This is a genomic window from Mesotoga sp. UBA5825, assembly GCF_002432955.1.
Lineage (GTDB): Bacteria > Thermotogota > Thermotogae > Petrotogales > Kosmotogaceae > Mesotoga.
Window position 1 is genome coordinate 19,400 of the sequence record NZ_DJHG01000063.1, and the last position, 24,765, is coordinate 44,164.

Consider the following 24,765-nt stretch of genomic DNA (forward strand, 5'->3'; position numbering starts at 1 on the left):
TCATTTATTGGGCCAGACGGCACCCAGAGGTCCTCGCAAACATTGATCCCAATCTTTGCTTCGCCAAATCTAACGAGAAGCGGGTGTGCTCCTGGAGAGAAGTATCTTCTCTCGTCAAACACAGAGTAATTGGGCAAACTCATCTTTCGATAGACTGATTTGATTTCCCCTCTCTGGAGAATTGCTGCCGCGTTATAGATCTCATTGACGAAGTCAACAAATCCCAAAACGATCATTGCTTTGCTTCTGGCCGTTTGACCCGCGATTTCTTTGAGCACAGCGAAATTCTCTCTTAGAAACCCTGTATTCAGCAAGAGGTCCTCAGGCGGATAACCGGTTATCGTAAGCTCAGGGAATAGAACAATTCCTGAATCAAGCGCTGTCGCCCTGTCGATCGCTTCGATTATCTTCCTTTTGTTTCCATCAAGATCCCCAACCGTCGTGTTTATCTGAGCAAGCGCCGTCCTGACTATCATTTCGAGACCTCCCTGACGTATTCGAAATGGCTTATGAATTGATTTGCAACGTCCCTAGACTCGATTATAACAACTATCTCGCGATTTTTTCCCCATCCGCTAAGTGATGCGTTGGCCGATCCCGTAATCACTATGTTTCGATCTATCACGAACGTTTTATCGTGAATAGTTATGGAAAGACCACGTGATACCTCCATTCCGGTAGTGAGATAGTCTTTGAGCGGAGAATCTTCGTTCCAGCTGTCAACCATCCCAAAAACCCTAACCCCTTTTGAAGCACAGAACTTCAAAGCTGCGAGAATTTTGGGATCTGTAAAAGCGAACATGGCGAATCGGATCTCCTCTTTGGCACTCATCAACTCCTTGATTACTCTCTTGCGCGCTTCTTCAGAAGGGCAGAGAAATAGGGTCATATTTCCGACGCTTGTCACTCCTCTTGAGTCTCCAGTCAAAATCGCCTTGTAGTAATCAAGAAACAGCAAGGCAAGGCTTTCCGACTCAATCATGATGAAGCTATTTGAGTCCTCTCTGAGGCTACCCTCGGTGAAGTTTCCTGTTCCGAAGACCACTATTTGACTATCAACAACGATGAATTTCGAATGAACGAGCGCCGCGGTTGTGTCAGTCATAACCTTAAACTGAGGAGACTTCGCGAAGGTTCTCGAAACAGTGGAATTGTCAATCACAACCGAGACATTGAGACCTTTGATGTATAGGCGGTTGAGGCAGTCAATCACCTCCTGCTCGTCAAGGGAATAACTTACAAGAACCACTTCTTCCTGCGCTCTTTCCAGTATTTCAACTATCCTTTCAACGGCTCTCCCGTCATCGGTGAAGAAAACCGTGGGAAGAGTCACAGCAACCAATAAAATAACAACCGCCAGAAAAAATCTCTTCATACAAATCACCATAACAAAAAAGCGGAGAACTCACGTTCCCCGCCTGGTGGAGACGAAGGGATTCGAACCCTCGGCCTATACAATGCCATTGTATCGCGCTCCCAACTGCGCTACGTCCCCACTCAAGAAAAATTATACTCTACCAGGTTTCACATTTCAAGAGGTAGACAACGATCAAGCATGCTTTCTGTTCTCGGCTCGCTTGAGCCATTCGATAACCACCGGACTGGAGATGTAAAGAGAGGAGTATGTTCCAACTACCACACCAACCAGCATTCCAAATGCAAATGGTCTCAGAACCTCTCCGGAGAATATGAAGAGCGTTAGAACCGCAAGGAACGTCGTCAAAGAGGTATTGATAGACCTGACTATCACATCGTTGATGCTTGTGTTGACTACTGTCTCTATTGTCTTGCCTCTCATCTTCTTGGTGTTTTCTCTGATTCTATCGTAGACTACGATAGTGTCATTCAAAGAGTATCCAACAAGCGTAAGAAGAGATGCTACTACCGGTGCATTGAATTCAATTCCGAAAATACTGTAGAAACCCATTACGATAATCACATCATGTATCAGAGTAGCAATCGCGCCAACTCCGAATGAAAACTTGAATCTAATTGTTATATACAACAACAGAAGAGCCATCGACACGATGACTGCAATCCAGGCATACCCTCTGATTTCCTGAGCTGCATAACCGGAGATTGTACTAACAGATAGAATATTACTCTCCGTTACTCCCTCGCTCTCAAGACCGGCCAGGATCCTTGATGTCACCGATTCGTCGCTTTCGCTAGTGTTAACGATTATCGAGAATCTGCTTCTTTGTTCGGAAGAACCTTCTTCAATCAAAGGACTCTGTTTAATGATTCTAGCTGCGGCAAAGCTTGGGTCCTCTGCACTGAGGAGCTCTCGCATCTCCGCTACGGTCATGTCAATATCGGGAACGGATACGCTGATTTCAATTCCACCAGTGAAATCCACTCCGAAATTGAAGCCCTTGGTAAAGATGAAGACAAGTGAAACAAGAATCAGTACAAGGGAAAGAGCAATGAAGTACTTTCTTTTTCCAACAAAGTCAGCTTTGAAGGTCATCTTGCATCTCTCCCTTCCGTTTCAACTTCGACATAGTGATGAGGCTTCAAGCTTCCCGACATTCCAGTCAACACCGCTCTCGACACAACGATGTTTGTGAACATGGCGCCAATAACTCCGATTATCAAAGTAATAGCGAATCCCTTCACTGTACCCGTTCCAAAGTAGAAGAGAACTAGTCCGGCAAGAATTGTGGTGAGGTTCGCGTCAAAGATAGTCCATACAACTTTCGAAAATGCCGAGTCTATAGCGTTCTCTGGCGTCTTGCCCAGTCTTAGCTCTTCCTTTATCCTCTCAAAGATCAGCACATTTCCATCGACCGTCATTCCGATGGTAAGAACAATACCGGCTATTCCAGGCAACGTGAGAATCGAACCTGTAAGGGATATCATTCCAAAGAGAAGCACCGCATTGTACAGCAAGGCGAGATCTGCAACAAGACCCATCTTCTTGTAGAAGACAACCATGTAGATCATAATTATCACTATTCCAGCCACTCCGGCCCAAAGACTTGAGTTGATTATATCTCTGCCGAGAGTAGGAGAGAGAACCCTCTTATTAAAGGATGCAAGATCGACTGGAAGGTTTCCACTTCCGACCAAAATCGACACTTCTCTAGCCTCTTCAATCGAATTCAAACCTTCGATAACTGCGTTACCATCAGAGATTTGAGACTGAACAAGCGGAGCTATAATCACCCTGTCATCCAGTACTATGGCAAGTCTCTTCTTGATGTCTGAATCGGCATATGTGGACTTCACAGAAGTGATGTCCCTGAAGGTTCGGGCACCGTCTGAACTGAACTTCAAAGAAACCATGAAACGTCCCTGGCCGGGTCTCGGTTGATTATTGACGAGAGCCTTGGCATCGGTGACTACACTTCCGTCTAGTTCGGCATAACTTGAACCTACGCTAATCATTGGACTGATAAAGTACCAGGTATTGTTCTGTACTCCGCCAACATACTCCCCGTAGTGAAGCTCCTTAACCCAGTAAGGTTCGGCTCCCTGAAGTTTCCTCCTGCTAATCTCTAGGGACATACCTGCAGGGATCGAGGGCGTAGAAACCGAGGTCTCGATAGCAAGAACATCGGCAAAGTAGAGTTTACCTGTCTTCCCAACAAGATTCTCCGCTCTCGAAACGTCAGTAATTCCAGGAATTTGGACTCTAACTCTTACCGGCGGAATATCCTCGCCAAATGAGATTCCTGTGGTCACTTTTTCTACGGTTGCCTCTGTGAATCCTGCAGCGTCTAGCCTTGCCCTTAAGACTTCAATAACCCTGTCTGCAAGGGCATTCATTTCTGAATCTGACACATCGGTAACCATCTGGTACTCAAGAAGAGCTCCACCCTTTATATCAAGCCCTAACTTGATGTTTGCAGCTAATTTGTCGAGGAAGCTGCTATCGGCTGGCGCACTACCATGTGGTATTAACAGCGGGAGTAATGCTGCAATCAACACCACCATGGTGACGATCAAGCGTTTTTGGTTTGCTCTCATACGGACTTTGCCCGAAAGACTCGGACAGACACCCCCTTCCAATATCTACGAATATAACTGAAACTATTACTGCTTAACGTTTACATCGGGTTCTACTTCTTCCTTTTCATTCTCGCCCTTGTTCACTACAACGGCGATCGCCTTTCTTGTGACGTCCAGTTCCGTACCGGTGCCGGTCCTGATCCTGAGACTATCCGGTTTTATCATGGTAATCTTCCCGATTATTCCGCCGGCCGTGACGACTTTATCACCAACCTTAAGCTTCTCCATCATCTGCTTGAACTGCTTATCCCTCTTTCTCTGAGGCATAATTATCAAGAAGTAGAAGAAGGCAACCATAAGGACTAGCCAGATAATAATCCCCGAAAAGCCCCCGGTTGAAGCCCCAGGATCCGCCGAAGGAGCCGCTACATCTCCGGCCGGGGCATATGCTATGAAACTAAGGATTGAAAACATTTACATACCTCCTGTCATGGTTAGAGCACCTGTATGATTTTACCAGAATAGACTATCCAATTCAACTAACAAGCCTTTTTGGAGTTCAGTCGCTGATAATACGAAAAGTCTTACATGATATAATTCCGTTGACGAATGGAAGAAAGGGAGGAAGATCATGAATAGCCTGCTAAAAGATGCCGAAAGCAGAATGAAAAAAAGTGTTGAAAAGATCGTTGAAGAGTACGGTCAGATGAGAACGGGTAGACCTTCTCCTGCCCTTCTTGAGTCTGTAAAAGTCGATTATTACGGGGTCCTTACTCCGATCAATCAGATGGCGACAATCACCGTGACTGAAGAAAGATCACTGATTATTAAGCCTTGGGATAAGACCGTTCTCAGTCAGATTGAAAAGGCCATCTTTGCGTCAAAACTAGACCTTACACCAATTAATGATGGAGCAAACATTAAGCTGAATTTCCCTATACCGACAACGGAACAGAGAGAAAAATGGGTGAAGCTCGCAAGAGACAATTCGGAAAAGGGTAAAATAGCGATTCGAAACATTCGAAGGGACGCGATAAAGGAAGCTAGAGATCTTGAGAAGGCTTCTGAAATGACCGAAGATGACCTGAAGAAATTTGAGGAGGATATTCAGGAACTTACGAACAAGTACATAGAAGAAATGGACAAGGCTTTCGAGAAGAAGAGCAAGGAGATCATGGAGTTTTAATGCCCCTTCCCGTTCACGTTGCTTTCATAATGGATGGAAACGGCCGTTGGGCTCAGAGGAGAGGACTCGAGAGAATTGAGGGGCACAAGAAGGGGGCAGAAATTGCAGACTCCGCCTCTCATTGGTGTGCCGATCTCGGTATTAGTTATGTAACTCTCTATGCATTCTCAACGGAAAACTGGAGACGACCCAGGCAAGAAATAGATTTTCTTTTCCAACTGATGCTCATTTACATAAGCAGCAAGCTCGGCAGTATGCTGGAAGAGGGAGTGAGGATGCGCTTCATTGGAAGATTGAATGAACTCCCTCAGAAACTCAACGAGTTCACAAAAGAAATCGAGAAGAAAACTTCACTGTGCAGGAAACTGAATGTTATAGTTGCTTTGAATTATGGAGGAAGGGCAGAGATTGTCGATTCAGTCAACAGAGTTATTGAGAGCGGAAAGGATAGGGTTTCTGAAGAGGATATAGAAGAGAACTTGTATCTCCCCGATGTGCCTGAACCAGACCTGATAATAAGGACTTCTGGGGAAAAGAGAATAAGCAACTTCTTAACCTGGCAGTCGGTTTACAGTGAGCTCTTCTTCACAAGAACCTTGTGGCCTGATTTCGAGAAAGAGGAATTTGAGAGGATATTGGATGAGTACTCTAAACGCAAGCGAAGGTTTGGTGCATTGAGCTGATGAAGAAGATCTCGGAGACAAATATCAGAATAGTTACGGCTGCAGTTGTGGCACCTTTCGTGGTTCTCTGTTTCGCAAATTACTACTCCTTCATTGGTCTGGTATCTGCCGTTGTTCTCTTTTCGAACTACGAATACTTGAAGTTCAGCCTGAAGGACAGTAATCATCAGACAGTTAGAATTGCCCTGTCAGGTATGATTCCTGCAATAATCGTAATATACGGGATACTGCTTGACAGGTTCAACGATGTTGAAACTTTTACTCCGAGACCTGAACTGATTTTCGCAGTGGGGGTAATTGCACTTGCGTCTGTGGTGATAGTAACAGTGTCCGATGTTAGAAGTGCCAAAGAGATTATTGCCAATTCTGTGTTCTCATTAATCTATGTTGGTTTCGATTTAGCGTTTTTCTATCACATCTATCTAGGATTTGGTTCTTCAATGGCCTTGATGGCTCTCACATCGGTGTGGCTCTTCGACACGGGAGCTTATTTCATAGGTAAACGCTTCGGTCGGATCAGAATATCTCCAAGTTATAGCCCTAAGAAAAGTCTCGAAGGTGTAATCGGAGGATATGTGACCACGCTTCTCTTCATGCTGCTTTTCGTCTCTATGAGTAAGCTCGTAGGACTCTACAACGGACCCGATCTCGGGATACCCCATTTCATGGTTCTGGCGGTTGTTGTATCCGTATTTGGCACTATCGGAGACATTGTGGAGTCGTCTTTCAAGAGGTATCACGGCGTTAAAGATTCCGGTAATCTACTTCCCGGCCATGGTGGTATGCTAGATCGAATAGATGGTGTTCTTTTTGTAACACCCATGTTCTATATATTCCTTACTCTTTTGACTTAAGGGGGCTAACCAATGAAATTCATGACCGGAGCTGAGATAAGGGAGAGTTATCTCAACTTCTTTGAATCGAAGGACCACAAAAGAATACAGAGTGCTTCTCTTATCCCTAACGATCCACAACTGATGTTCACTGTTGCCGGTATGGTTCCTTTCAAACCAATCTTCTGGGGAAAAGTCGAAGCCACATACAAGAGAGTCACAACTTGTCAAAAGTGTGTGAGAACCAACGATATCGAAAATGTTGGTAGAACTCCCAGACATCAGACTTTTTTTGAAATGCTTGGAAACTTCTCGTTTGGAGATTATTTTAAGAGAGAAGCAATAAAGTGGGGCTGGGAGTTCGTTACGGAGCATTTGGCTCTACCGGATGAGCTCCTATGGGTTTCGATTTACCTAGATGACGATGAAGCGTTCTCAATATGGAGAGATGAAGTCGGAGTCCCCGAGAAGAAGATTGTTAGGCTTGGGAAGGCGGATAATTGGTGGGGACCAGCCGGCCCTTCGGGTCCTTGTGGACCTGATTCAGAGATTTTCATAGACAGAGGTTACGGAAACAACTGCCCTGATCCCGAAAACTGCAGTCCTGCTTGTGACTGCGGAAGATTCCTTGAATTCTGGAATCTTGTATTTACTGAGTTCAACCAGGATGAGGAAGGAAATCTCTCCTATCTAGAAAGAAAGAATATCGATACCGGATTCGGGCTTGAACGAGCTGCCTCGATTCTTCAGAATGTCGACTCAAACTTCGATACTGATCTGTTCATACCCATAATCAGGAAGATAGAAGAGCTTCTGGGAGTCAAGTACAAGGAGAAGGAAATCTCCGATGTCTCGATCAAAGTTATCGCAGATCATGCGAGATCAATTGCATTCATGGTTTCCGACGGAGTCTTACCTTCCAATGAGGGAAGGGGTTACGTGCTCAGGAGAGTCCTAAGGAGGGCTGTGAGGCACAGTTCTTTACTTGGCTACGATTCTCCATTTCTTTACAGAATAGTGGAGACGGTCGCTGAACAGATGGGAAACGTATACCCAGAGCTAAAAAACCGGCTTTCGTTTACGCAGGAAATCATAATGAAAGAGGAGGAGAGATTTCTTTCAACGCTGCTGAACGGCGAGAAGAGGCTTAAATCAATTCTAGTAGATAAGAAGGAACTGTCTGGCTCCGAGTTGTTCATTCTTCACGACACTTATGGATTTCCATTGGAACTTGTCGAAGAGATCGTTGCAGATACCGGTGTTACACTAGACAAAGAAGGTTATGAAAGAGAAATGAAGTTGCAAAGGGAGAGGGCAAGAGAGGCGCTGGGAGACAGGAAATATCTGGGAAACATCGAGGTCTACTCCAGTATCTTTCCAACGACTGGCAATTCAAAATTCACAGGTTACTCGAGACTTGAAGACAGATCGACCATAGTCGCGATTTTAAAGGACGGCGATGCAGTGGAAGTCCTTGAAGAAGGAGAGACTGGAGACGTCATCCTTGAAAAGACTCCCTTCTATCCCGAAAGAGGCGGGCAGGTAACGGACACCGGGCTTATCGAGACCGAGACAGCACTGGCTAGAGTTGAGAGTGTGTTCATTCCTTATCAAGAGATGATAGTCCACAGAATTTCAGTCGAAGAAGGAACCCTGCGGGTGAAGGATCAAGCCAGGCTAACTGTAGATACAGACCGAAGAAAAGCAATAATGAGAAATCACACTGCCACTCACTTGCTGCACGCAGCTCTCAGAAAAATCATAGGAGGCCACATTCATCAGTCTGGTTCACTGGTTCTACCTGACAGATTGCGCTTCGATTTCTCACACTTCCAGTCTTTGTCAACCGATGAGATAAATAAAGTGGAGAACATGGTTAACGAAGAGATCCTCAAAGCAAAACCAGTCGAAAAGGCAGAGAAGAGCTTCGATGAAATAAAGGGTGAAGACGTAATGGCCCTCTTTGAAGAAAAGTACGGCGACAAGGTTCGAGTAATCACTGTAGAGGGATTCAGCAGAGAACTGTGCGGAGGAACTCATGTAAACAACACCGGAGAAATCGGCCTCTTCAAGATTCTTTCGGAGACCTCCGTAGCGGCCGGAACAAGGAGAATTGAGGCAATAACCGGAACCACTTCGCTCGAATATTTCCGCAATCTTTTCAACAGACAGAAGACAATCAGAGAAGTACTTGAAGTTCCTGAGGATGTAATAATTCAGCGGCTTCAGGGCATACTCGACGAACTAAGGTCGGGCGGCCAGGAGATTGTCAGATTAAAAGAGAAGCTACTTTCTGGCGATGCACTAATGAAAGATAAGAGAATGACGGCCAAAGGCGTCAATCTGCTTATCAGAAGAGTAGAGAACGCGCCGTCCAGCGCTTTGAGAAACGGTGCAGATGTCCTCCTCAGCAAGGAAAATGGCGGCATAGTTATTATCTTCAATGAACTGGAAGATTCTGTTTCTTTCGTCGTGAAGGTCGAGAAGAAACTTACTGACAGGTTCAAGGCAGGAGAAATCGCAAAGAAGATAGCCCACGACCTGGGAGGAGGAGGAGGAGGCAGGCCAGACTTCGCCCAGGCAGGTGGAAAGGATGTTTCAAAATTGGAAGCCATCATAGACAGGATCGATGAATACCTTTAATAATGAGTTTGACGATGCCTCCTTAGGCAGCCTCTTTGCCGTCTCAGCCGCTCCCGACAAGCTTTCCCTTGACAGTCTTGCCTTTGTGGGAGATGCAGTGTACACTCTTTACTTCAGATTGAAGACTCTCCCGCAGGCGCATCGGAGGGCAGGTCATCAGCACGATATTGTGAAAGACTATGTAAGCGCTCCTGGTCAGAAAAAGGCTCTCGAAGAAATCGAAGGACTTCTCGATGAAGAGGAGAGGAAGATCGTCAGACGGGGTTACAATTCAAGAGGCTCGAAAAAACATGGGGACGACGAGGATTATAGAATGGCTACCGCTCTCGAGGTCCTTATTGGTCATCTATTCCTTGAGGGAAGAGTCAAAAGGATAAAAGATCTGCTCGAAAGGGTGATTTAATGTATCTCCATGGCAGAAATGTTCTGAAAGAACTGCTTGGAATCGACTCGTCACTATTAAGAATCAAACGAATACTCTTTACCAATCAGAAGAATGTCGATTCTCAGTTGCTAGAACTTGCCAATGAAGCGAAAGCTAAGGGGTTTAAAATAGAAGAGATGCCCCCGGAAAAACTCGCAAATCTCTGCCGAGAGAAGAAGCACCAGGGAGTGGTGATTGATCTCAAGGAGTTCTCATACGTGGATTCCGAAAAAATGCTCGATATTCTTGAAAAACAGAACACAGCAACCATTGTGCTTTTAGACCAGATCCAGGACCCACATAATCTTGGAGCGATTATCAGGACTTCGGTTGCGGTCGGGGCCGATGCCATTGCAATCACTTCGAGCAACTCTGCAGAAATTACTCCGGCAGTCGTAAAGGTCTCTGCAGGACTTGCCTTTAGTATCCCGGTAATCAAGATAGTCAATATGGCGCAATTTGAGAAATCTCTCAAAGAAAGAGGATTCTGGATATACGCTTCAGATATGGACGGAATCCCTTATTACGAAAACGAATATTCTGACAAATCGGCGATAATCTTCGGAAATGAGGGAAAAGGAGTCAGGCGGTTGGTGAAAGAGAGAAGCGACGTTCTCATTTCGATTCCCATGGAGCGAACGGTAGATTCACTGAATGTCGCTGCCGCTGCGGCTATTATCTTATTCGACAGACGACGCCAGCTCGCCGTACGAGGAGCGTGAACAAAACTAATGAGAATACGCGAACTGTCGTCCGATGTTGTTAGAAAGATTGCCGCAGGTGAAGTCGTAACGGGATGCTTTTCCGTAGTGAAAGAACTGGTGGAAAANNGAGATCAAATCGGGCGGAAAAGAATACATAATGGTAAGAGACAACGGAAGAGGGATGACCAGAGAAGAAGCAAGCGTTGCTATTCTGCCTCATACTACCAGCAAGATTGTCTCCATAGATGATCTCGATACTCTTCTCACATTCGGCTTCCGGGGAGAGGCCCTTTCAACGATAGCCTCGGTGTCGCGCATGCGGCTGTCAACCGTCTCAGATACAGAGGAACTTGGGGTGGCTCTCGACATTGCCGGAGGCGATATCATAGGAGAGAAACCTCTCAGCGGTTCAAATGGAACTGCGGTCGAAGTCTACGATCTTCTCTATAACACGCCCGCCAGAAGGAAGTTCTTGAAATCCGCTTCAATTGAAGGCCGAATGGTAACTGAGATGGTTCAGAGGTTCATACTCGCATTTGATAAGATCGATTTCACTTATTCTCGGGATTCTCAAGTGATATTCGATACAAGGGGCCTTGAATCGGTCGAGGCCAGAGCTGCACTTATCTATCCAGGGCTTTCTGAAAAAGACTTGATACCAGTTTTGGAAAGCTCGGCAGAAATAAAGATACGGGGTTTTGTTACACTTCCAAATCGCACAAGAAAGAATAGAATGGGTGAAAACATCTTCGTGAACGGCAGATATGTTAGGCAATTCGAACTGAATTATGCTCTCGAGAGGGGTTACGGAGAGACTCTTCAAAAGGGGAATTTTCCTTTTGCAGTTCTCTTTATCGATATCGATCCTCACGAAGTCGATGTTAACATCCATCCACAGAAGCTCGAAGTGAAATTTGCGTCTACTTCATCCGTTCTGGATCAGGTGAAGAGGGCTGTACGGTCTGCCGTTAAAGGCGCCGGTCATTTCACAATCGATGTGGTTCATAGCGAAGAGAGCGCCGCCGGAAGATCGGTTGAACGGAGAGAGATCTCAGACATTGATCAGGAGCATTTAATAAGGGATCGCGGAATAAAACACTCCTGGAGGGACCAGAGAGTCTTTGATAACAGTGCGAGCGACACTTATGCGAAGTCCAGACTAGATCGTCAGCTTTTCAGATCATTTACTCCTGCTGAAGAGCGCGAACAATCAGCAACCAAAGAAAAGAGCGGGGGAGTAAAAGCAANNTCATTGGTGTCTTCGGAGAACGGTATTTGATTGCGGAATCCGAGGACGGTCTCTTGTTGATCGATCAGCATGCCGCTCATGAGCGGATCATTTTCGAGGCTCTAAAAGAAAGCAAGAAGATCTCCCCTCAGAATCTTCTCATGCCGCTTGAGCTGAATCTCGAGAGGTCCAAAATGGATCTGATTATCGCGAGAGAGGAAGCGTTGAAGAAACTTGGGTTCACTTTCAATTTCGGCAATGATAAAATAATAATGGTATCCATTCCTCAAGTCATTAAGACGGAGGGTGCAATAGATACACTCGAGGAAATTCTAGACGAGATGAGGTTGGAAGGTCTTGAAACTCCCGAGAGGGTTTTCGATAATCTTTTGGCCTCTATAGCGTGTAAAGCGGCAGTAAGGACTGGAAACAGACTTGACATAGGGCAGGCTGAAGTTCTTTTTGAAGAGTTGAAGGAGAAGAATCTTCTTGTATGCCCCCATGGAAGACCGATATCCATGGTAATAAGGCTGGAGGATCTGGACAGATACTTCTCCAGATAGCTCTCAGAAACAATGCTTCACATCAAGGGAAACCGGTGTGAATCCGGTACGGTCCCGCCACTGTAAGCGGTACGAACTCTGCACATGCCACTGGGCAACCGGGAAGGCGCAGACAGTAGATTGATCCGCAAGTCAGGAGACCTGTGTGAGGCTCAGATATCACCATCCTTCCGAGGCAGAGGGGTGGTGAAATTCCTTGCAGAAGAGGTGAGTTTTTTGAAGAGGTTTTTTGCAGTCGGCTTTATGGTACTGTTCTGTGTTCTGTCACTTGCATTTGAAATCGTGGATGATCTTGGAAGACTCGTGGCGATTGACAATCCCCCCGATAGGGTTGTCATAGCTTCTCCTGCGATCACCAGATATCTCGAAGTTCTGGGTGTATCATCCAGGATCGTAGGAGTGACTGACTGGGACCCGTATGCCTTATCGAATGAAGTGGAGAAAATAGGCAATCTCGTTCCTCTCAACCTTGAGAAGATTCTCTCTCTTGGTCCTGATCTGGTAATGATCTCTGGTGGCTTTCAAGAGGCGGAAGTTGCCAAGCTCGAGAAGATCGGGATCTCTGCCTTCGTAATGAATCCGAACTCTTTCGAGGATATCTACAGGAATCTAATGGTTGTTGGCAATTTGTTCGGCATACCTGACAAAGGAAGGATAACGGCGACGAACTTCAGAGATGAGGTTCTTGAAATCGCAAAAGACTCCTATAATGTTCCACAGAGTGAGAAGCCCAAAGTTGTGTACATAATGATAGTCGGTGAGGTAAGCGATATCTGGACTTGCGGAACGGGATCTTTCGTTAACCAGGCGATCGCATATGCCGGTGGGGCAAACATCGGAGCACCTTACAGCGGAAATAACGGATGGTTTCCCGTCAGTCCTGAATTCGTTCTTAACTCCCAGCCGGACATAATTCTTGTGCCATACTATTACGAAGGCGGTCAGGAAGAGGCGGTAAAAATGATAACTTCTTACAAACCCTTTGCAGATCTTCCTGCAGTGAAGAATAACCGAGTCTACCCGCTTTACGACGGCCTAACCGCATATGCAAACCCCGATTTTGTAGACCTCGTGAAGACGTTGAAGGAATTCTTCTATTGAAACGCGCTGCACTTTTCGCGTTTTTCTCCACAGCATCCGTACTTGGGATGCTGTGGCTCTCGAGTTTCGGAACAGTCAATTATTCGTTGAATGAGATTTTCGGCATATTTCTTGGAGACTCTTCGGAACCAGCTTCCAGTATCTACGTGAATCTCAGACTGCCGAGATTATTAGTGGCTTTCCTGATCGGCTCAGGGTTGGCGGTAAGTGGAAATGGACTTCAACTTACTCTGAAGAATCCCCTTGCAGACCCATATATTATCGGCATATCGGCGGGGGCCTCCTTTGGAGCTGTTTTGTCTTTGTTCTTGAGAGATGTTGGCAGAATATCGCTGAACATGGATCTCCTTGCTTTTGTCTTTGCCTTGTTTTCTTCATTCCTGACCTATACGATCTCCCGGAGAGGAGGGAGAATCCCTATAACAACACTTGTTCTTTCCGGAGTAATAGTCTCCTTTCTTTTCAACGCGGCGGTGACTTTTCTTGTCGTATTTGCCTGGCGAAATGTTATTACCTTGCATTTCTGGTCTCTCGGTTCTCTTTCGGGTGTTACCTGGGATGATTTTTTCAGACTGCTTCCGATAATTATTCTTCAATATGCTTTGTTCACGATAATTCGCCGAAGAATGATAATAATGGCAGCCGGAGAAGAACACGCCATAACCGTCGGAGTCCACCCGGAGCGCATAAAGTTCCTCGTATTCTTCACCGTATCAATCGTTTCGGCAGTTGCAGTCGCAACAGCCGGTTTGATTGGTTTTGTGGGACTTGTTATACCCCACATGGTTAGGCTTGCCTTTGGCACTGACAGCAAGCTGAACCTTCCTGCAACTGCAATGTTCGGCGGGGTTTTTCTGGTGGTCTGCGATACCATTGCGAGAACGCTATTTCAACCCACGGAACTCCCAATCGGTGCAGTGACTGCCCTGGTAGGCGCTCCCGTCTTCATATACCTTCTAAGAAGCAGGGAAGTGGCTAATGATGGTTGATCCAATACAGGTAAGAGATCTGCATTTCAGTTATGGAAAGGAAGAGGTTCTGAGTGGAATCGATCTGGAACTCAAGCACGGGGAAGTGCTTGGAATACTGGGACCAAACGGGAGTGGAAAATCAACTCTGATGGGTGTAATCTGTGGAATTAGAAAGAACTGGAACGGACTTGTGAAAATCACGGGAGAAGATCTTCACGGTCTCTCAACAAAAAAACTGGCAAGAATAGTATCTTACATACCACAGAGCTTCGAACCGTCATTCGATCTGAAAGTTGAGACTATTGTTTCGTTTGGAAGAAACCCACATTTGAAGGGACTGGGAAACTTAACAAATGAGGATTACATGATAATTGACGAATCGATGAGGCTTACGGAAGTATACGGATTCAAGGATCGCCCCTTCAGTACCCTCAGCGGAGGCGAGAAACAGCGTGCAATAATCGCAAAGGCTCTTGCCCAGGAAGGAAAGATACTTCTTATGGACGAGTTCACAACTCATCTAGATCCGGGGCACGCAAGAAGAGTTGGAAAAATCGCGACTGATCTCGTCCGCGCTAAGGGACTAAGTGCAATAGCGATCTTTCACGATATAAATCAGGCGGTAGAGATTTCAGACACGCTCTTATTCATCAATAATGGAAGAGTGATTACTTCAGGCAAGGCCTGGGATGTCGTTACTCCGGAAATCATTAGGCAGGTTTACGGCCTTAAATCAAAAATCATTCAAAACCCGGTCAGCGGGCTGCCACTGGTAGTGTTCTACGATTGAGACATGGGATTGCTGACATCGGCTGCCTCGGCACCAGTTATCCTTACAAGTTCTTCGAAATTAGTCTCGACAGCGGAACCGGAAGTCCCCGCAGCAGGAAAAACAGTATCATACTGTTGAAGAGACTGATCGACAATGATCTTGACTCCTGAAAGTCCATAGGGACAAACGCCACCTGGCGAGAAACCTGTCACTCTAAGCGTTAGGGTCTCATCGGCCAGGCGAGGTTTCTCCCCGGCTATAATCTTGAGCTTCGAGGGTGAAACCTTTCTATCACCGGGGCAGACCACAAGATAAGCTCTTCCACTCTTGCAAGTGAAGAGAATCGACTTTGCTATTTGACCGACTTTCACCTTCAACATCTGCGCAGCCGTCGTGGCTGTGGGTGTAGTTCCTTCGGGAAATTCGTAGAACTTTAGGTCGTTGGCCTTCAGTATTGCAAGCACCTTTTCTGGGATCATCGTACACCTCCGGGAAGGGAATTGAACTATGATACCACGAGCCCAGAAGTGAACTCGATCACTTATTGCGAAAGCAGAGATGAAAATCCTTAAGGAAGAAGCTTTCGCTTAAATTAAAAGTGTCCACTCCTTCTGCGAAATTTCTCTATTCAAATATCATTCCATTACTTCAATTAAGAAATCGAAAAAAATCATATGGATGCGATACACGAATACTCTTATTTACAGTCGCAAGCGAGAGCTTTTTTAAGCTCATTTTCACTCTCTCCATCAATACCGGCCCACTCTCGAAAAAAAAACCAACAATGCCTGTAGAATCGCATATTTTCTATTGACTCTTTAGGCAGATCGTCACAACCTTGAGTTTAAGTCAACGTCAATCCCCTTCAATGCGACAATCCAGCCTCTTCCAATAATCAATGGCTGGCGCCATACAGAACTCCGCAAAAAAATTAGCTGATAAACTCTTTCCGACCGTCTCAAGTGAAAAGTTCGGTTTCCTGATCGCCTTCACCGCCTGATTAGTAATGTTTTTCCAATATCACGAAATGTGTTTATAACAACTATTTATTGCCGGCGTTACCATATAGTATTGTGGTATACTATTGGTGTACATGCTCAAGTGCCCTATCCAAATTCAATCATTGGAGGCGGTATTATGAGGCTTACGGTGATTCTACTTCTGCTCTGTTTTCTTTTCTCAGTCTCTTTCGCAAACGATCAAGTTCAATAAATGGAGACGCGCATCGAACTTCCGGGTTGTTATATCATCAGATGCTACGGAAGCTGTTTTCGGGGCGATCAGGAATACGACTGCGTACTAACGGGTAGAGCGGCGAACTTCGATGGCAACGGAAATCCACTGGCCGTAACAGTACATCTCTATCTCGATTGTTACGTCGTTTACTTTCTCGTTCAGTCCTGCAGTTCCAGCGGTGATTTTTCCGGCATCGGAGAGGTTGAAGGTTCGGTCGGTTGTTTCATAAACACCGGGCCTTATGAAGGCTGTTGCTTCACTTACGAGTCCTCGTATGCCTGTTCCGACTCATAAATTTTCTCCGAAATGTCACAGATAACTGGAGGTGATTTTGTGAAAAGGACAATGCTTTTTCTAATACTTTCTCTGTGTTTCGTCACTACCTTTGCCGCCGGCCTTACAGGCTACTTGACTCAACAGATTCCATGGATGGCCGGAAACGAAATGACGCTCGTTCCGCTAGGCGAATCAAAACCTGACACTCTGGAAACTCCATCTATAAAAGGGTTGAAGTACGGCCTTCTCGAGCTCGGCGCCAAGCCGATAGTATTCGCGCTCATACCCGGAGAGATCCCCCTCCTATGGATCGACGCCAACAACAATGGCAATGTGCTAGACGACCCAACGATCGCACCGGACTTCAAGGAGACCCACCAAGACACAACGACCTACGAGTGGATTACCAGAGTCAAAGTCTTTTACGAACTCGATGGTTATTGGGAATCAAGATCTGTCAAACTGTTAGCCAGAAAGACGGGGTTTACTCGCGAGCTGGAGATCCGATACTGTTTGTACGAACACATGGAGGGGTTAGTCTGGGCCGAAGACGGCCCGAGAAAGATCAAACTCTTCACGCTCGACCCCAAAGGTTTTTACTATACCGACCAGGTTTACTTCGGAGTCGATACGGACGGCGACGGCGAAATAGCTCTAATCCATGACTCTTATGAGATTTTCCTGCATGGGGAAGTCTTCTCTTTGAACGGCAAGGCATACAGACTCTGCGAGGTTTCCGAAGACGGGAAAACGGTCTCCTTTGAGGAGACCGGGGACGCTCTCACGGAGAAACCGAGATTTCTCAAGGGAGAATCTCTTCCGATTCCCGGAGTTCTCCAGACGGATCCAAGTCTTAATGCGGCCTTTTTCGAGCGGTCTCCCAGCCTGATCGTTCTCAGCAAAGTCTCTCCTGCGACAGTCGTCGAACCAGTCTACACCGATTGCGACTGCAGTTCTCTGAGCGCTTTCGAAAGGTATAGATTGGACGGAATCATCGATCTAGCCCAAAGGCACACAGATCTGAAGGTCCTATGGGTACTCACAGGAAAGGAGCAAGCTGAACCAGAAGCGGCGCTGTTGGAAAATATCTATTTGAGAGACGAAAGAGCCTTGGTTGATTTCTACGGCTTCCCAGGCGAGGAGAGGGTTTTCATCGTCGATTCGAAGGGCGTTATCGTTGAACTGGACAGTTACTGGGTCAACGAGGCAAGCCTCAACACTAACCGGCCGCAGAACAGAAAGTTGATGCTCAATTACTCCGACATAAAAAAGACCGTAGAAGCTCTGTACAAAATCAATTGAAGATCAGACCATTGGCGAATTGAACTCTCAGCAAAACGGAGAGCCGCTCTTCAAATGAATGAGAGCGGTTCTCTTGATTTCACCTTCCGGCACAAGAACGTTCAACCCGTCGAGTCAATCCGTTCCCATACCGTTCACTATCACGGCTTTCGCCAGTTCGTGCGCGAGCGCGGTGAAATCCCTTCCCTCGATGTTGCTCAGCACCACCACAAAGATGTCGTCGTCGACATACCGATTTATTCTAGTCGAGGTACCCTTCGTGTCTCCATCGTGATAAACAACTTTTCTGTACTCGCCATCTATAAACTCGTTACCGATAAAGACTCCATAGCCTGCCTCGAAGAGTTCATTCGTTGGACTCTCCATTAGTCTTAAGGAGCTTTCTGAAAGCACTTCTCCGGAGGAAAGCGCTCTGTCCCACAGATACAGATCATACACAGTGGAGTATAACCCCCCCGCTCCGCCAGGAAGCCTTCTATCGACCCAATCAGCAGGTCTTACGCTAGAGAGATCTATAACATAGGAATCACAGTAGTAAGGAAGACCCCATCCGCTATCGTATTCATTGTAATCGTAACCGGTATTATTCATTCCCAGTGGTTCGAAGAAGTTCGTTCTCAGATAATCATCATAGCGCTTCCCGCTTGCCCTTTCTATGATGACGCTGAGAAGGAAATACGCGCTGTTGCTGTAGAGAAAGCTGCTTCCAGGTTCAAATCTCAGAGGCAGAGAGGAGATGTAAGCGATTTCGGCTTCTTGAAGAGTTCTATCCTCCTCAAATTTCTTGACTTCTTCAAGAAGTTCTAACGTGTTAATCATTGTTGGAATTCCTGAAGAATGATTAAGCATCTGATGAATAAGGATTCTCTCTCCGTTAGGGAATTCGGGAATGAATTTTGCAACAGAATCTGAAAGAGATATTGTCCCCTCTTCCAGTAGCCTAAGAACTGCAGCTGCGGTAAACTGCTTGGTAATCGATGCAATTCTGAACTTCTTTTCAGGAGTGTTGGGGATATTCCTTTCAATGTCTGCCATTCCGTATCCTGCTGCGTGCAAGATTGCATCTCCTCTTGAGACAAGAACGGTTCCCCAAAAGCCTTCAAACGCGATACTCTTATTCATTACTTCATCTATGGGATTGGCAAATAGAAGAAAAGAAAGAGATATAACAGATAACACTACAGTAGCCAGTCTTCTGAACAAAAGGCACCTCCAGTTGAGAGAGTTTGTGGAGACCGTGATCAATGATAACTCACTTCTGCAACACTGAGATGGATTCTGGATTAACCATGCGAATTGCTCGTCGTTCTGAATTCACCTGCCGGAATTGATATCCACAGTCTTCCCATCGAAACGATCTTTCACTGTCACCGGCTTTGAATGAATTTTATCGAATCTCCAAGAAGCTCTTCAGTTACCTGGTGGCTCAAAGAGAGAGTCTTTCTGCACAGTCATGAGTTCATATCGATTATCGCTTCAATGAGCAGAATGAAATCATCTGCGTTAGACTATAGTTGAAATACAACGGTTGGCAAATCTATTTCAAATGTCTCACTTTGAAAGCAGCATTAGGTCTCTGCAGCCATAAAGATTAAAATAACAAATGTCGAGGACGCAATGATCGAAGCATATCCGACGGCTACACCGGAGAGGTTACTGACAAGATTTGTTTAAGGAGGAATGAAATGAGAAAGATTCTCTTGATAATAATGCTTTCTATTATTTCTTTGACCAGTTTGCTGTCTCAAAAAATCGTGGTCGCAGTGATGCAGGATCCCGACTTTCTTGATCCACATAGAGCGGCTGCCTCGGGCACTTACGAGATGATGTTCAACGTATTTGAGGGTCTCCTCAAACCCGACTCGAATGGAAGTGTTGTTCCGGCTGTGGCCGAGAGTTACCATATATCGGAGGACGGCCTGACCTATACTTTTACGTTAAGAAGCGGTGTGAAGTTCCATAACGGATTTGAGGTCACAGTTGACGATGTTCTGTACTCTCTCAACAGGCTGAAAGGAAACAATCAGGAAAGGGGCCTTTCATCAGACTTCGAAAAATTCGTTTCGAAGATCGAAGCGGTAGATGAAAAGACAATAAAGGTGGAACTCAGTACCTTGAACACCGACTTTCTCGAGAAGTTCATCATCGCGATAATTCCCGCAAATAATGACAACCATGAAGTCAACCCGATAGGAACGGGCCCGTTCAAATTCGTCAAGTATCAGCCGGGTCAGAGGCTTGTAATAGAGAAATTCGACGAATACTGGAATCCCGAGCTGCCTATAGTGGACGAAGTCGAATTCAGAATAATCCCCGACAACCAGGCTGCTATCATGAGTTTCATGGCCGGAGACGTTCAGATACTTCCAAGACTCGATGCAATTCAGGCAATGGTTCTGGGTAATCGATTCAACTTAATTACTGCAGAGCAAAACATGGTCCAGTTGATGGCAATGAACCATGCAGTCAGCCCCTTCGACGACATTAGAGTCAGGAGGGCGATTAACCATGCAGTGGACAAGGACGAGATTATAGAAATCGTGGCTGGCGGTTACGGGACGAAGCTCGGTTCAAACATGTCGCCGATAATGAGCATGTATCATCAGGAGGGTCTTGAGGATTACTATGAAACCAGTTTGGTAAGGTCAAGACAGCTTCTTTCTGAGGCAGGGTATCCCGACGGTTTCAGCACAAAGATCACAGTACCTTCGAACTATCAGTTTCACATAGATACAGCCCAGATAATTGTCGAACAGCTTAAGAGAGTTGGCATAGAAGCCGAAATAGAGCTGGTAGAATGGAGCGTATGGCTGGACAAGGTCTATACGTCAAGAGAGTACGAAATGACAATAATTGGTCTCACTGGGAAACTAAGCGCATACGATATTTTGAGACGGTACGTTTCCGATTATCCGAGAAACTTTTACAACTACTTCAACATCGAATACGATCGAGTGGTCAAAATGGCCATTGAAAAAACGGACATTGAAGAGAAGGCCTCTCTATTTAAGCAGGCACAGATAATCCTCACAGAAGACGCTGCGGCAGTTTACATAATGGATCCCCACTTCTTTGTGGCACTTGCTCCTAATCTATTTGGGTACAAGGTCTATCCACTGTACGTACAGGATATGTCAACTCTTTATTACCGTTAGGGAGGAGCGTCATCTGTGTATGTATATCTGAAGAAACTCTTTGCAATGATTCTGACAGTGCTTCTGGTTTCGCTCATAGCTTTTGTAGCTTTCGAGGTGATCCCCGGGAATCCTGCACTGTCGAGACTCGGCGTAGACGCTGAAGAATCGCAATTCGAAGCTCTTTCAGCCGAATTGGGACTAAACGATCCTCTCGGCGAGAGACTTTCGAGGTGGTTTAAGGGTCTTTTGACGGGAGACCTCGGCACTTCTATGAGATACTCAGTCCCAGTGTCTGATCTGATTCTAGACAGGATACCGGTAACTCTTTCGCTGGCGCTTATGGCCATGATGTTCATTACTCTAATCGGAATTCCTCTTGGAATAGTCAGTGCAAAATATGGTCACAGACTTCCCGGCATTTTGATTTCTATGATCTCACAAATTGGAATGGCTATTCCTTCTTTCTGGAGCGGGATAATCTTGATGTACATATTTGGAATCGTTCTCCGCTGGGTTTCGCCTGGAGGATACGTCCCGTGGAGCGAGGATGCCGTAGGAGCTTTCAAGTCTTTACTGCTCCCCGCCATCGCAATAGCCCTTCCGTCAATTGCCTCGATTATCAGGTATACGAGAAATTCCGTAATGGATCAGATGAAGAGCGACTATGTGCAGCTGGCCCTGTCTAAGGGTTTGAACATAAACTCGGTGTTGTACAAGCATGTGCTTAAGAACTCTCTAATTCCGATCGTTACAGTCCTCGGTATGATAGCGGCAAACATTCTTGGAGGCTCGATAGTGATCGAACAGGTTTTCACGCTTCCAGGTCTTGGAAGACTGTTGATCAATGCGATCTCAACCCGTGACCTACCTCTCGTCCAGGGGATGGTACTGTACATTGCGTTTATAATTGTGATCATCAACTTCCTGATCGACATTGTCTATACCGTAATCGACCCTCGAATCAGATTGGGCGCATGAGGATAGTATGGACAAGAGAAGCATAAATCTCAGAATTGGAATTGTATTGATATCTCTTCTGTTCTCAATGATGATTGTGAGTTTGTTTTACACTCCGTTTTCAGTAACGGAAATAAATAGGGAAGAGCGTTTTTCACCTCCGTCAGTCCGCCATCTTCTGGGTACAGACAATTTCGGAAGAGACGTGCTTAGCAGGATCATGAAAGCTTCTCAGACTGCCTTTTTTGTAGGATTGGTTGCCGTTTCTATCGGAACTCTCTTTGGAGTAACGATCGGTGCCGTGTCAGGTTACTTCGGAGGAATTGTCGATGAGATAATTATGAGATTCATCGATGCAATGATGGCCTTCCCCAGCATTCTCCTTGCGTTGATGTTTGTTTCAGTCTTTGGGGTGGGTCTGAGAAACACGATCGTCGCAATAGGTATCATGTCGATTCCTTCATTTGCCAGGATCACAAGGAGTGGCTTCGTTCAGTATAAAGAGCTGGATTACGTAAGAAGTGCAAAGGTAAGAGGAGTTTCAAACCTCCGTATTATGTTAAGACACATTTTGCCTAATGTACTTTCCCCAATTGTTGTCGCAGCATCTATGGGTTTTTCGAATGCAGTTCTGGCCGAAGCGGCGCTCAGTTATCTTGGACTTGGAATCCAGCCGCCCAATCCCAGCTGGGGAAGAATGCTGAGTGAGTCTCAGGTCTTCATAACCGTCAGCCCCTGGTACGCGATAGCACCAGGAATCTTTATTACCCTACTTGTGCTGGGCTTCAATTTTCTCGGAGATGGGATTCGGGACATGAGAGAGAAGAGAAAATAGGTGAGAACATATGCGAACTGAAATAGAGCCTCTGTTAGATATCAAAGATCTCAAAATCGCCTTCGATTCTACAGAAGGGATGCTCTACGCAGTGAAGGGCATATCTCTGGAGGTGCTGGAGAAGGAGATAATCGGGATCGTTGGAGAATCTGGATGCGGAAAGACAGTGACAGCTCTTTCGATAATGAGGTTGCTTCCAGGCAATTCGCACGTGACAGGAAGTCTCTTCTTCTCAGGAACCGATCTGCTCTCTCTCAATGAGGAGAAAATCAGGCGAATACGTGGCAAGGATATCTCGATGATCTTTCAGGAGACACTTTCATCGCTCAATCCTCTACTGAAGGTCGGGTGGCAAATCGAGGAGAACCTTAAGATGCACACTTCTCTTGACAAGGAAGAGCGATTCTCAAGGGTCCTTGAGATCATGAAAGGTGTCGATCTTCCTGATCCAGAAAGGACATATGGCAAGTACCCTCACGAACTGTCGGGCGGTATGAGGCAGAGAATAGCTATAGCCATAGCCATTGTCTGCAATCCAAAACTGATAATCGCAGATGAGCCGACTACTTCTTTGGACGTAACAATACAGGCACAGATACTGGAGCTGTTAAGAGAGATAAATCGTGAGAGAAACTCCTCAATGATTTTTATTTCGCATAATCTAGGAGTAGTTCGGGAGATCTGCTCGATGGTTTACGTTATGTATGCCGGGCACATCGTTGAGAAAGCACCTGTCGATAAGCTCTTCACAGATCCTGCCCATCCCTACACAATGGGCCTCATAAAAGCCATGCCTAAGAGAGACTCAAAAGGCAAGGAGCTCTTCGACATTCGAGGCCGGGTGCCGTCAATAGCGGACATGATTTACGGTTGCCCATTTGAGCCAAGATGTGACTACGCTGTCGAAAAATGTAAGAGAGAGTTCCCCGGCTTCAAAAAGATGGACAATGATCACGAAGCGAGATGCTTCCTTGCTGGAGAGATTTGATGAAGAGAGGTATTCTGGAGATTCATAACCTTAGAAAACATTACAGGCTGAGAAGAACCCGATTGCTGAAGAAGCCGGGCTCGATCAAGGCACTTAACGGAGTTTCCTTAAGTATTTCTGAAGGAGAATCTTTCGGACTTGTAGGTGAGTCCGGCTGTGGAAAATCAACGGCCGCCTATACAATCGTGGGGCTACTAAAACCGACGGAGGGGAGGATCCTCTTCAAAGGCGACGACGTTACTTCGCTGAAGAGAGATCAAAAACGTGAATTCAGAAAGAAGGTTCAGCTAATCTTTCAAGACATTTCAGGATCCTTGAATCCAAAAGGAACAGTCGAGTGGATACTGAGAGAACCTTTGAGAGCGATGGGAATGCAAAAAAGAGAGATCAAAGAGCTGATTTTGGAGAGCATGAACCTTGTGGGACTTGACAAGGATCTCTTGGGAAGATTCCCTCACGAGCTTTCTGGAGGTCAAAAACAGCGCGTAGGAATCATGAACGCGTTAATTCTTAATCCAGAAGTCGTAATAGCCGATGAGCCGGTTTCTTCGCTCGATGTCTCTATCCAGGCACAAATGCTTAACCTTATGAAAGACCTTCAGGAGAGGCTTTCTCTGACCTATCTCTTCATTTCCCATGATTTAAACGTTGTTCATTACTTCTGCGACAGAATAGCCGTCATGTATCTTGGCGAAATCGTTGAGCTCTCCGAATCTGAAGAACTCTACACATCACCGCTTCACCCATATACTCAGTCCCTCCTTTCGGCAATTCCCGGTGAAACCGATCATAAGCTCGAAAGAATAATACTTGAAGGTGATGCTCCCAGTCCCTTGAACCCACCAACTGGATGCTTCTTTCACCCCAGATGTTTCAGGAGAATGGCGATTTGTTCGAGTGTGAAGCCGCAAAGGACCGAGGTAACGAAAGATCATTTTGTAAGCTGTCACCTTTACTGAGCGTTCGACTCTC

At 45.9% G+C, this 24,765-nt stretch carries 25 protein-coding genes, 1 tRNA gene and 1 riboswitch; of the genes, 18 read left to right on the forward strand and 8 right to left on the reverse strand.

Annotated elements, in window-relative coordinates; translation table 11 throughout:
* The 6 genes from B3N33_RS05855 to yajC form a co-directional block, all read right to left on the reverse strand.
* On the reverse strand, positions 1 to 476 hold a 476-nt coding region (locus tag B3N33_RS05855; protein ID WP_292592466.1), incomplete at its 3' end, for a nitrilase-related carbon-nitrogen hydrolase.
* The gene (locus B3N33_RS05860) at positions 473 to 1,375 is read right to left on the reverse strand and encodes a phospholipase D-like domain-containing protein (protein ID WP_214079539.1); all 903 of its coding nucleotides are present in this window, start codon (positions 1,373 to 1,375) and stop codon (positions 473 to 475) included. The genes B3N33_RS05860 and B3N33_RS05855, both read right to left, overlap by 4 nt.
* A gap of 44 nt (positions 1,376 to 1,419) precedes the next feature.
* Positions 1,420 to 1,495: transfer RNA gene (locus B3N33_RS05865), tRNA-Ala, on the reverse strand.
* Between the two features lie 54 nt (positions 1,496 to 1,549).
* Entirely contained in the window at positions 1,550 to 2,470 is a 921-nt protein-coding gene (secF, locus tag B3N33_RS05870; protein WP_214079540.1) for a protein translocase subunit SecF, read from the reverse strand.
* Entirely contained in the window at positions 2,467 to 3,939 is a 1,473-nt protein-coding gene (gene secD, locus B3N33_RS05875; RefSeq protein ID WP_292590694.1) for a protein translocase subunit SecD, read from the reverse strand. The genes secF and secD overlap by 4 nt, the downstream gene beginning before the upstream one ends.
* A gap of 99 nt (positions 3,940 to 4,038) precedes the next feature.
* Positions 4,039 to 4,428, reverse strand: coding sequence for a preprotein translocase subunit YajC (yajC, locus tag B3N33_RS05880; protein WP_214079542.1), 390 nt, complete (start codon positions 4,426 to 4,428; stop codon positions 4,039 to 4,041).
* 154 nt (positions 4,429 to 4,582) lie between these two features.
* On the opposite strand from yajC, the gene frr reads away from it, so the two are divergent.
* The 11 genes from frr to B3N33_RS05935 all read left to right on the forward strand — a co-directional run bounded on the left by frr (position 4,583) and on the right by B3N33_RS05935 (position 15,080).
* Positions 4,583 to 5,140: a ribosome recycling factor gene (gene frr / locus B3N33_RS05885; RefSeq protein ID WP_180977903.1), complete on the forward strand. Its 558-nt coding sequence runs from the start codon at positions 4,583 to 4,585 to the stop codon at positions 5,138 to 5,140.
* The gene (gene uppS, locus B3N33_RS05890; RefSeq protein ID WP_214079543.1) at positions 5,140 to 5,823 is read left to right on the forward strand and encodes a polyprenyl diphosphate synthase; all 684 of its coding nucleotides are present in this window, start codon (positions 5,140 to 5,142) and stop codon (positions 5,821 to 5,823) included. Before frr ends, uppS begins: the two co-directional genes overlap by 1 nt.
* Positions 5,823 to 6,677 (forward strand): phosphatidate cytidylyltransferase, encoded by an 855-nt coding sequence (locus tag B3N33_RS05895; RefSeq protein ID WP_214079544.1) that lies wholly within the window; start codon positions 5,823 to 5,825, stop codon positions 6,675 to 6,677. The genes uppS and B3N33_RS05895 overlap by 1 nt, the downstream gene beginning before the upstream one ends.
* Before the next feature lie 12 nt (positions 6,678 to 6,689).
* A complete protein-coding gene (gene alaS, locus B3N33_RS05900) occupies positions 6,690 to 9,299 on the forward strand; it encodes an alanine--tRNA ligase (RefSeq protein ID WP_292592470.1) in 2,610 nt (869 codons plus the stop codon).
* On the forward strand, positions 9,286 to 9,702 hold the full coding sequence (locus B3N33_RS05905) for a Mini-ribonuclease 3 (protein WP_214060986.1): 417 nt from the start codon (positions 9,286 to 9,288) through the stop codon (positions 9,700 to 9,702). The genes alaS and B3N33_RS05905 overlap by 14 nt, the downstream gene beginning before the upstream one ends.
* Positions 9,702 to 10,445: a 23S rRNA (guanosine(2251)-2'-O)-methyltransferase RlmB gene (rlmB, locus tag B3N33_RS05910; protein ID WP_214079546.1), complete on the forward strand. Its 744-nt coding sequence runs from the start codon at positions 9,702 to 9,704 to the stop codon at positions 10,443 to 10,445. The genes B3N33_RS05905 and rlmB overlap by 1 nt, the downstream gene beginning before the upstream one ends.
* Positions 10,446 to 10,608: 163 nt before the next feature.
* On the forward strand, positions 10,609 to 11,706 hold the full coding sequence (mutL, locus tag B3N33_RS05915) for a DNA mismatch repair endonuclease MutL (RefSeq protein WP_422655899.1): 1,098 nt from the start codon (positions 10,609 to 10,611) through the stop codon (positions 11,704 to 11,706).
* Positions 11,703 to 12,218, forward strand: a complete 516-nt coding sequence (locus B3N33_RS05920; protein WP_292592474.1) for a hypothetical protein — start codon at positions 11,703 to 11,705, stop codon at positions 12,216 to 12,218. The genes mutL and B3N33_RS05920 overlap by 4 nt, the downstream gene beginning before the upstream one ends.
* Positions 12,219 to 12,220: 2 nt before the next feature.
* A riboswitch (cobalamin riboswitch) is annotated at positions 12,221 to 12,381 on the forward strand.
* Between the two features lie 44 nt (positions 12,382 to 12,425).
* Positions 12,426 to 13,319 (forward strand): ABC transporter substrate-binding protein, encoded by an 894-nt coding sequence (locus tag B3N33_RS05925; protein WP_292592503.1) that lies wholly within the window; start codon positions 12,426 to 12,428, stop codon positions 13,317 to 13,319.
* The gene (locus tag B3N33_RS05930) at positions 13,316 to 14,308 is read left to right on the forward strand and encodes a FecCD family ABC transporter permease (protein WP_292592476.1); all 993 of its coding nucleotides are present in this window, start codon (positions 13,316 to 13,318) and stop codon (positions 14,306 to 14,308) included. The genes B3N33_RS05925 and B3N33_RS05930 overlap by 4 nt, the downstream gene beginning before the upstream one ends.
* Entirely contained in the window at positions 14,298 to 15,080 is a 783-nt protein-coding gene (locus B3N33_RS05935) for an ABC transporter ATP-binding protein (RefSeq protein ID WP_292592478.1), read from the forward strand. The genes B3N33_RS05930 and B3N33_RS05935 overlap by 11 nt, the downstream gene beginning before the upstream one ends.
* Here B3N33_RS05935 and B3N33_RS05940 read toward each other — a convergent pair.
* Positions 15,071 to 15,541 carry a YbaK/EbsC family protein gene (locus B3N33_RS05940; protein WP_214060877.1) on the reverse strand — a complete coding sequence of 157 codons (471 nt, stop codon included), beginning with the start codon at positions 15,539 to 15,541 and terminating at the stop codon, positions 15,071 to 15,073. The genes B3N33_RS05935 and B3N33_RS05940 overlap by 10 nt on opposite strands.
* 733 nt (positions 15,542 to 16,274) lie before the next feature.
* Here B3N33_RS05940 and B3N33_RS05945 point away from each other — a divergent pair.
* On the forward strand, positions 16,275 to 16,592 hold the full coding sequence (locus B3N33_RS05945; RefSeq protein WP_292592481.1) for a hypothetical protein: 318 nt from the start codon (positions 16,275 to 16,277) through the stop codon (positions 16,590 to 16,592).
* 39 nt (positions 16,593 to 16,631) lie between these two features.
* Positions 16,632 to 17,876 carry a hypothetical protein gene (locus B3N33_RS05950; RefSeq protein WP_292592483.1) on the forward strand — a complete coding sequence of 415 codons (1,245 nt, stop codon included), beginning with the start codon at positions 16,632 to 16,634 and terminating at the stop codon, positions 17,874 to 17,876.
* Between the two features lie 114 nt (positions 17,877 to 17,990).
* Here B3N33_RS05950 and B3N33_RS05955 read toward each other — a convergent pair whose 3' ends face one another.
* Positions 17,991 to 19,079, reverse strand: a complete 1,089-nt coding sequence (locus B3N33_RS05955) for a serine hydrolase domain-containing protein (protein WP_292592485.1) — start codon at positions 19,077 to 19,079, stop codon at positions 17,991 to 17,993.
* Positions 19,080 to 19,561: 482 nt separating this feature from the next.
* On the opposite strand from B3N33_RS05955, the gene B3N33_RS05960 reads away from it, so the two are divergent.
* From B3N33_RS05960 to B3N33_RS05980, 5 genes are read left to right on the forward strand one after another with little or no spacing between them, the layout of a single operon-like run.
* Positions 19,562 to 21,031, forward strand: a complete 1,470-nt coding sequence (locus tag B3N33_RS05960; protein WP_292592487.1) for an ABC transporter substrate-binding protein — start codon at positions 19,562 to 19,564, stop codon at positions 21,029 to 21,031.
* 15 nt (positions 21,032 to 21,046) lie between these two features.
* Positions 21,047 to 21,991, forward strand: a complete 945-nt coding sequence (locus B3N33_RS05965; protein WP_214061062.1) for an ABC transporter permease — start codon at positions 21,047 to 21,049, stop codon at positions 21,989 to 21,991.
* 7 nt (positions 21,992 to 21,998) lie between these two features.
* Positions 21,999 to 22,805, forward strand: coding sequence for an ABC transporter permease (locus B3N33_RS05970; RefSeq protein ID WP_099830383.1), 807 nt, complete (start codon positions 21,999 to 22,001; stop codon positions 22,803 to 22,805).
* A 10-nt stretch (positions 22,806 to 22,815) separates the two neighbouring features.
* Positions 22,816 to 23,793: an ABC transporter ATP-binding protein gene (locus B3N33_RS05975; protein ID WP_292592489.1), complete on the forward strand. Its 978-nt coding sequence runs from the start codon at positions 22,816 to 22,818 to the stop codon at positions 23,791 to 23,793.
* Entirely contained in the window at positions 23,793 to 24,752 is a 960-nt protein-coding gene (locus B3N33_RS05980; RefSeq protein WP_214079555.1) for an ABC transporter ATP-binding protein, read from the forward strand. The genes B3N33_RS05975 and B3N33_RS05980 overlap by 1 nt, the downstream gene beginning before the upstream one ends.
* Positions 24,753 to 24,765 lie beyond the last annotated feature (13 nt).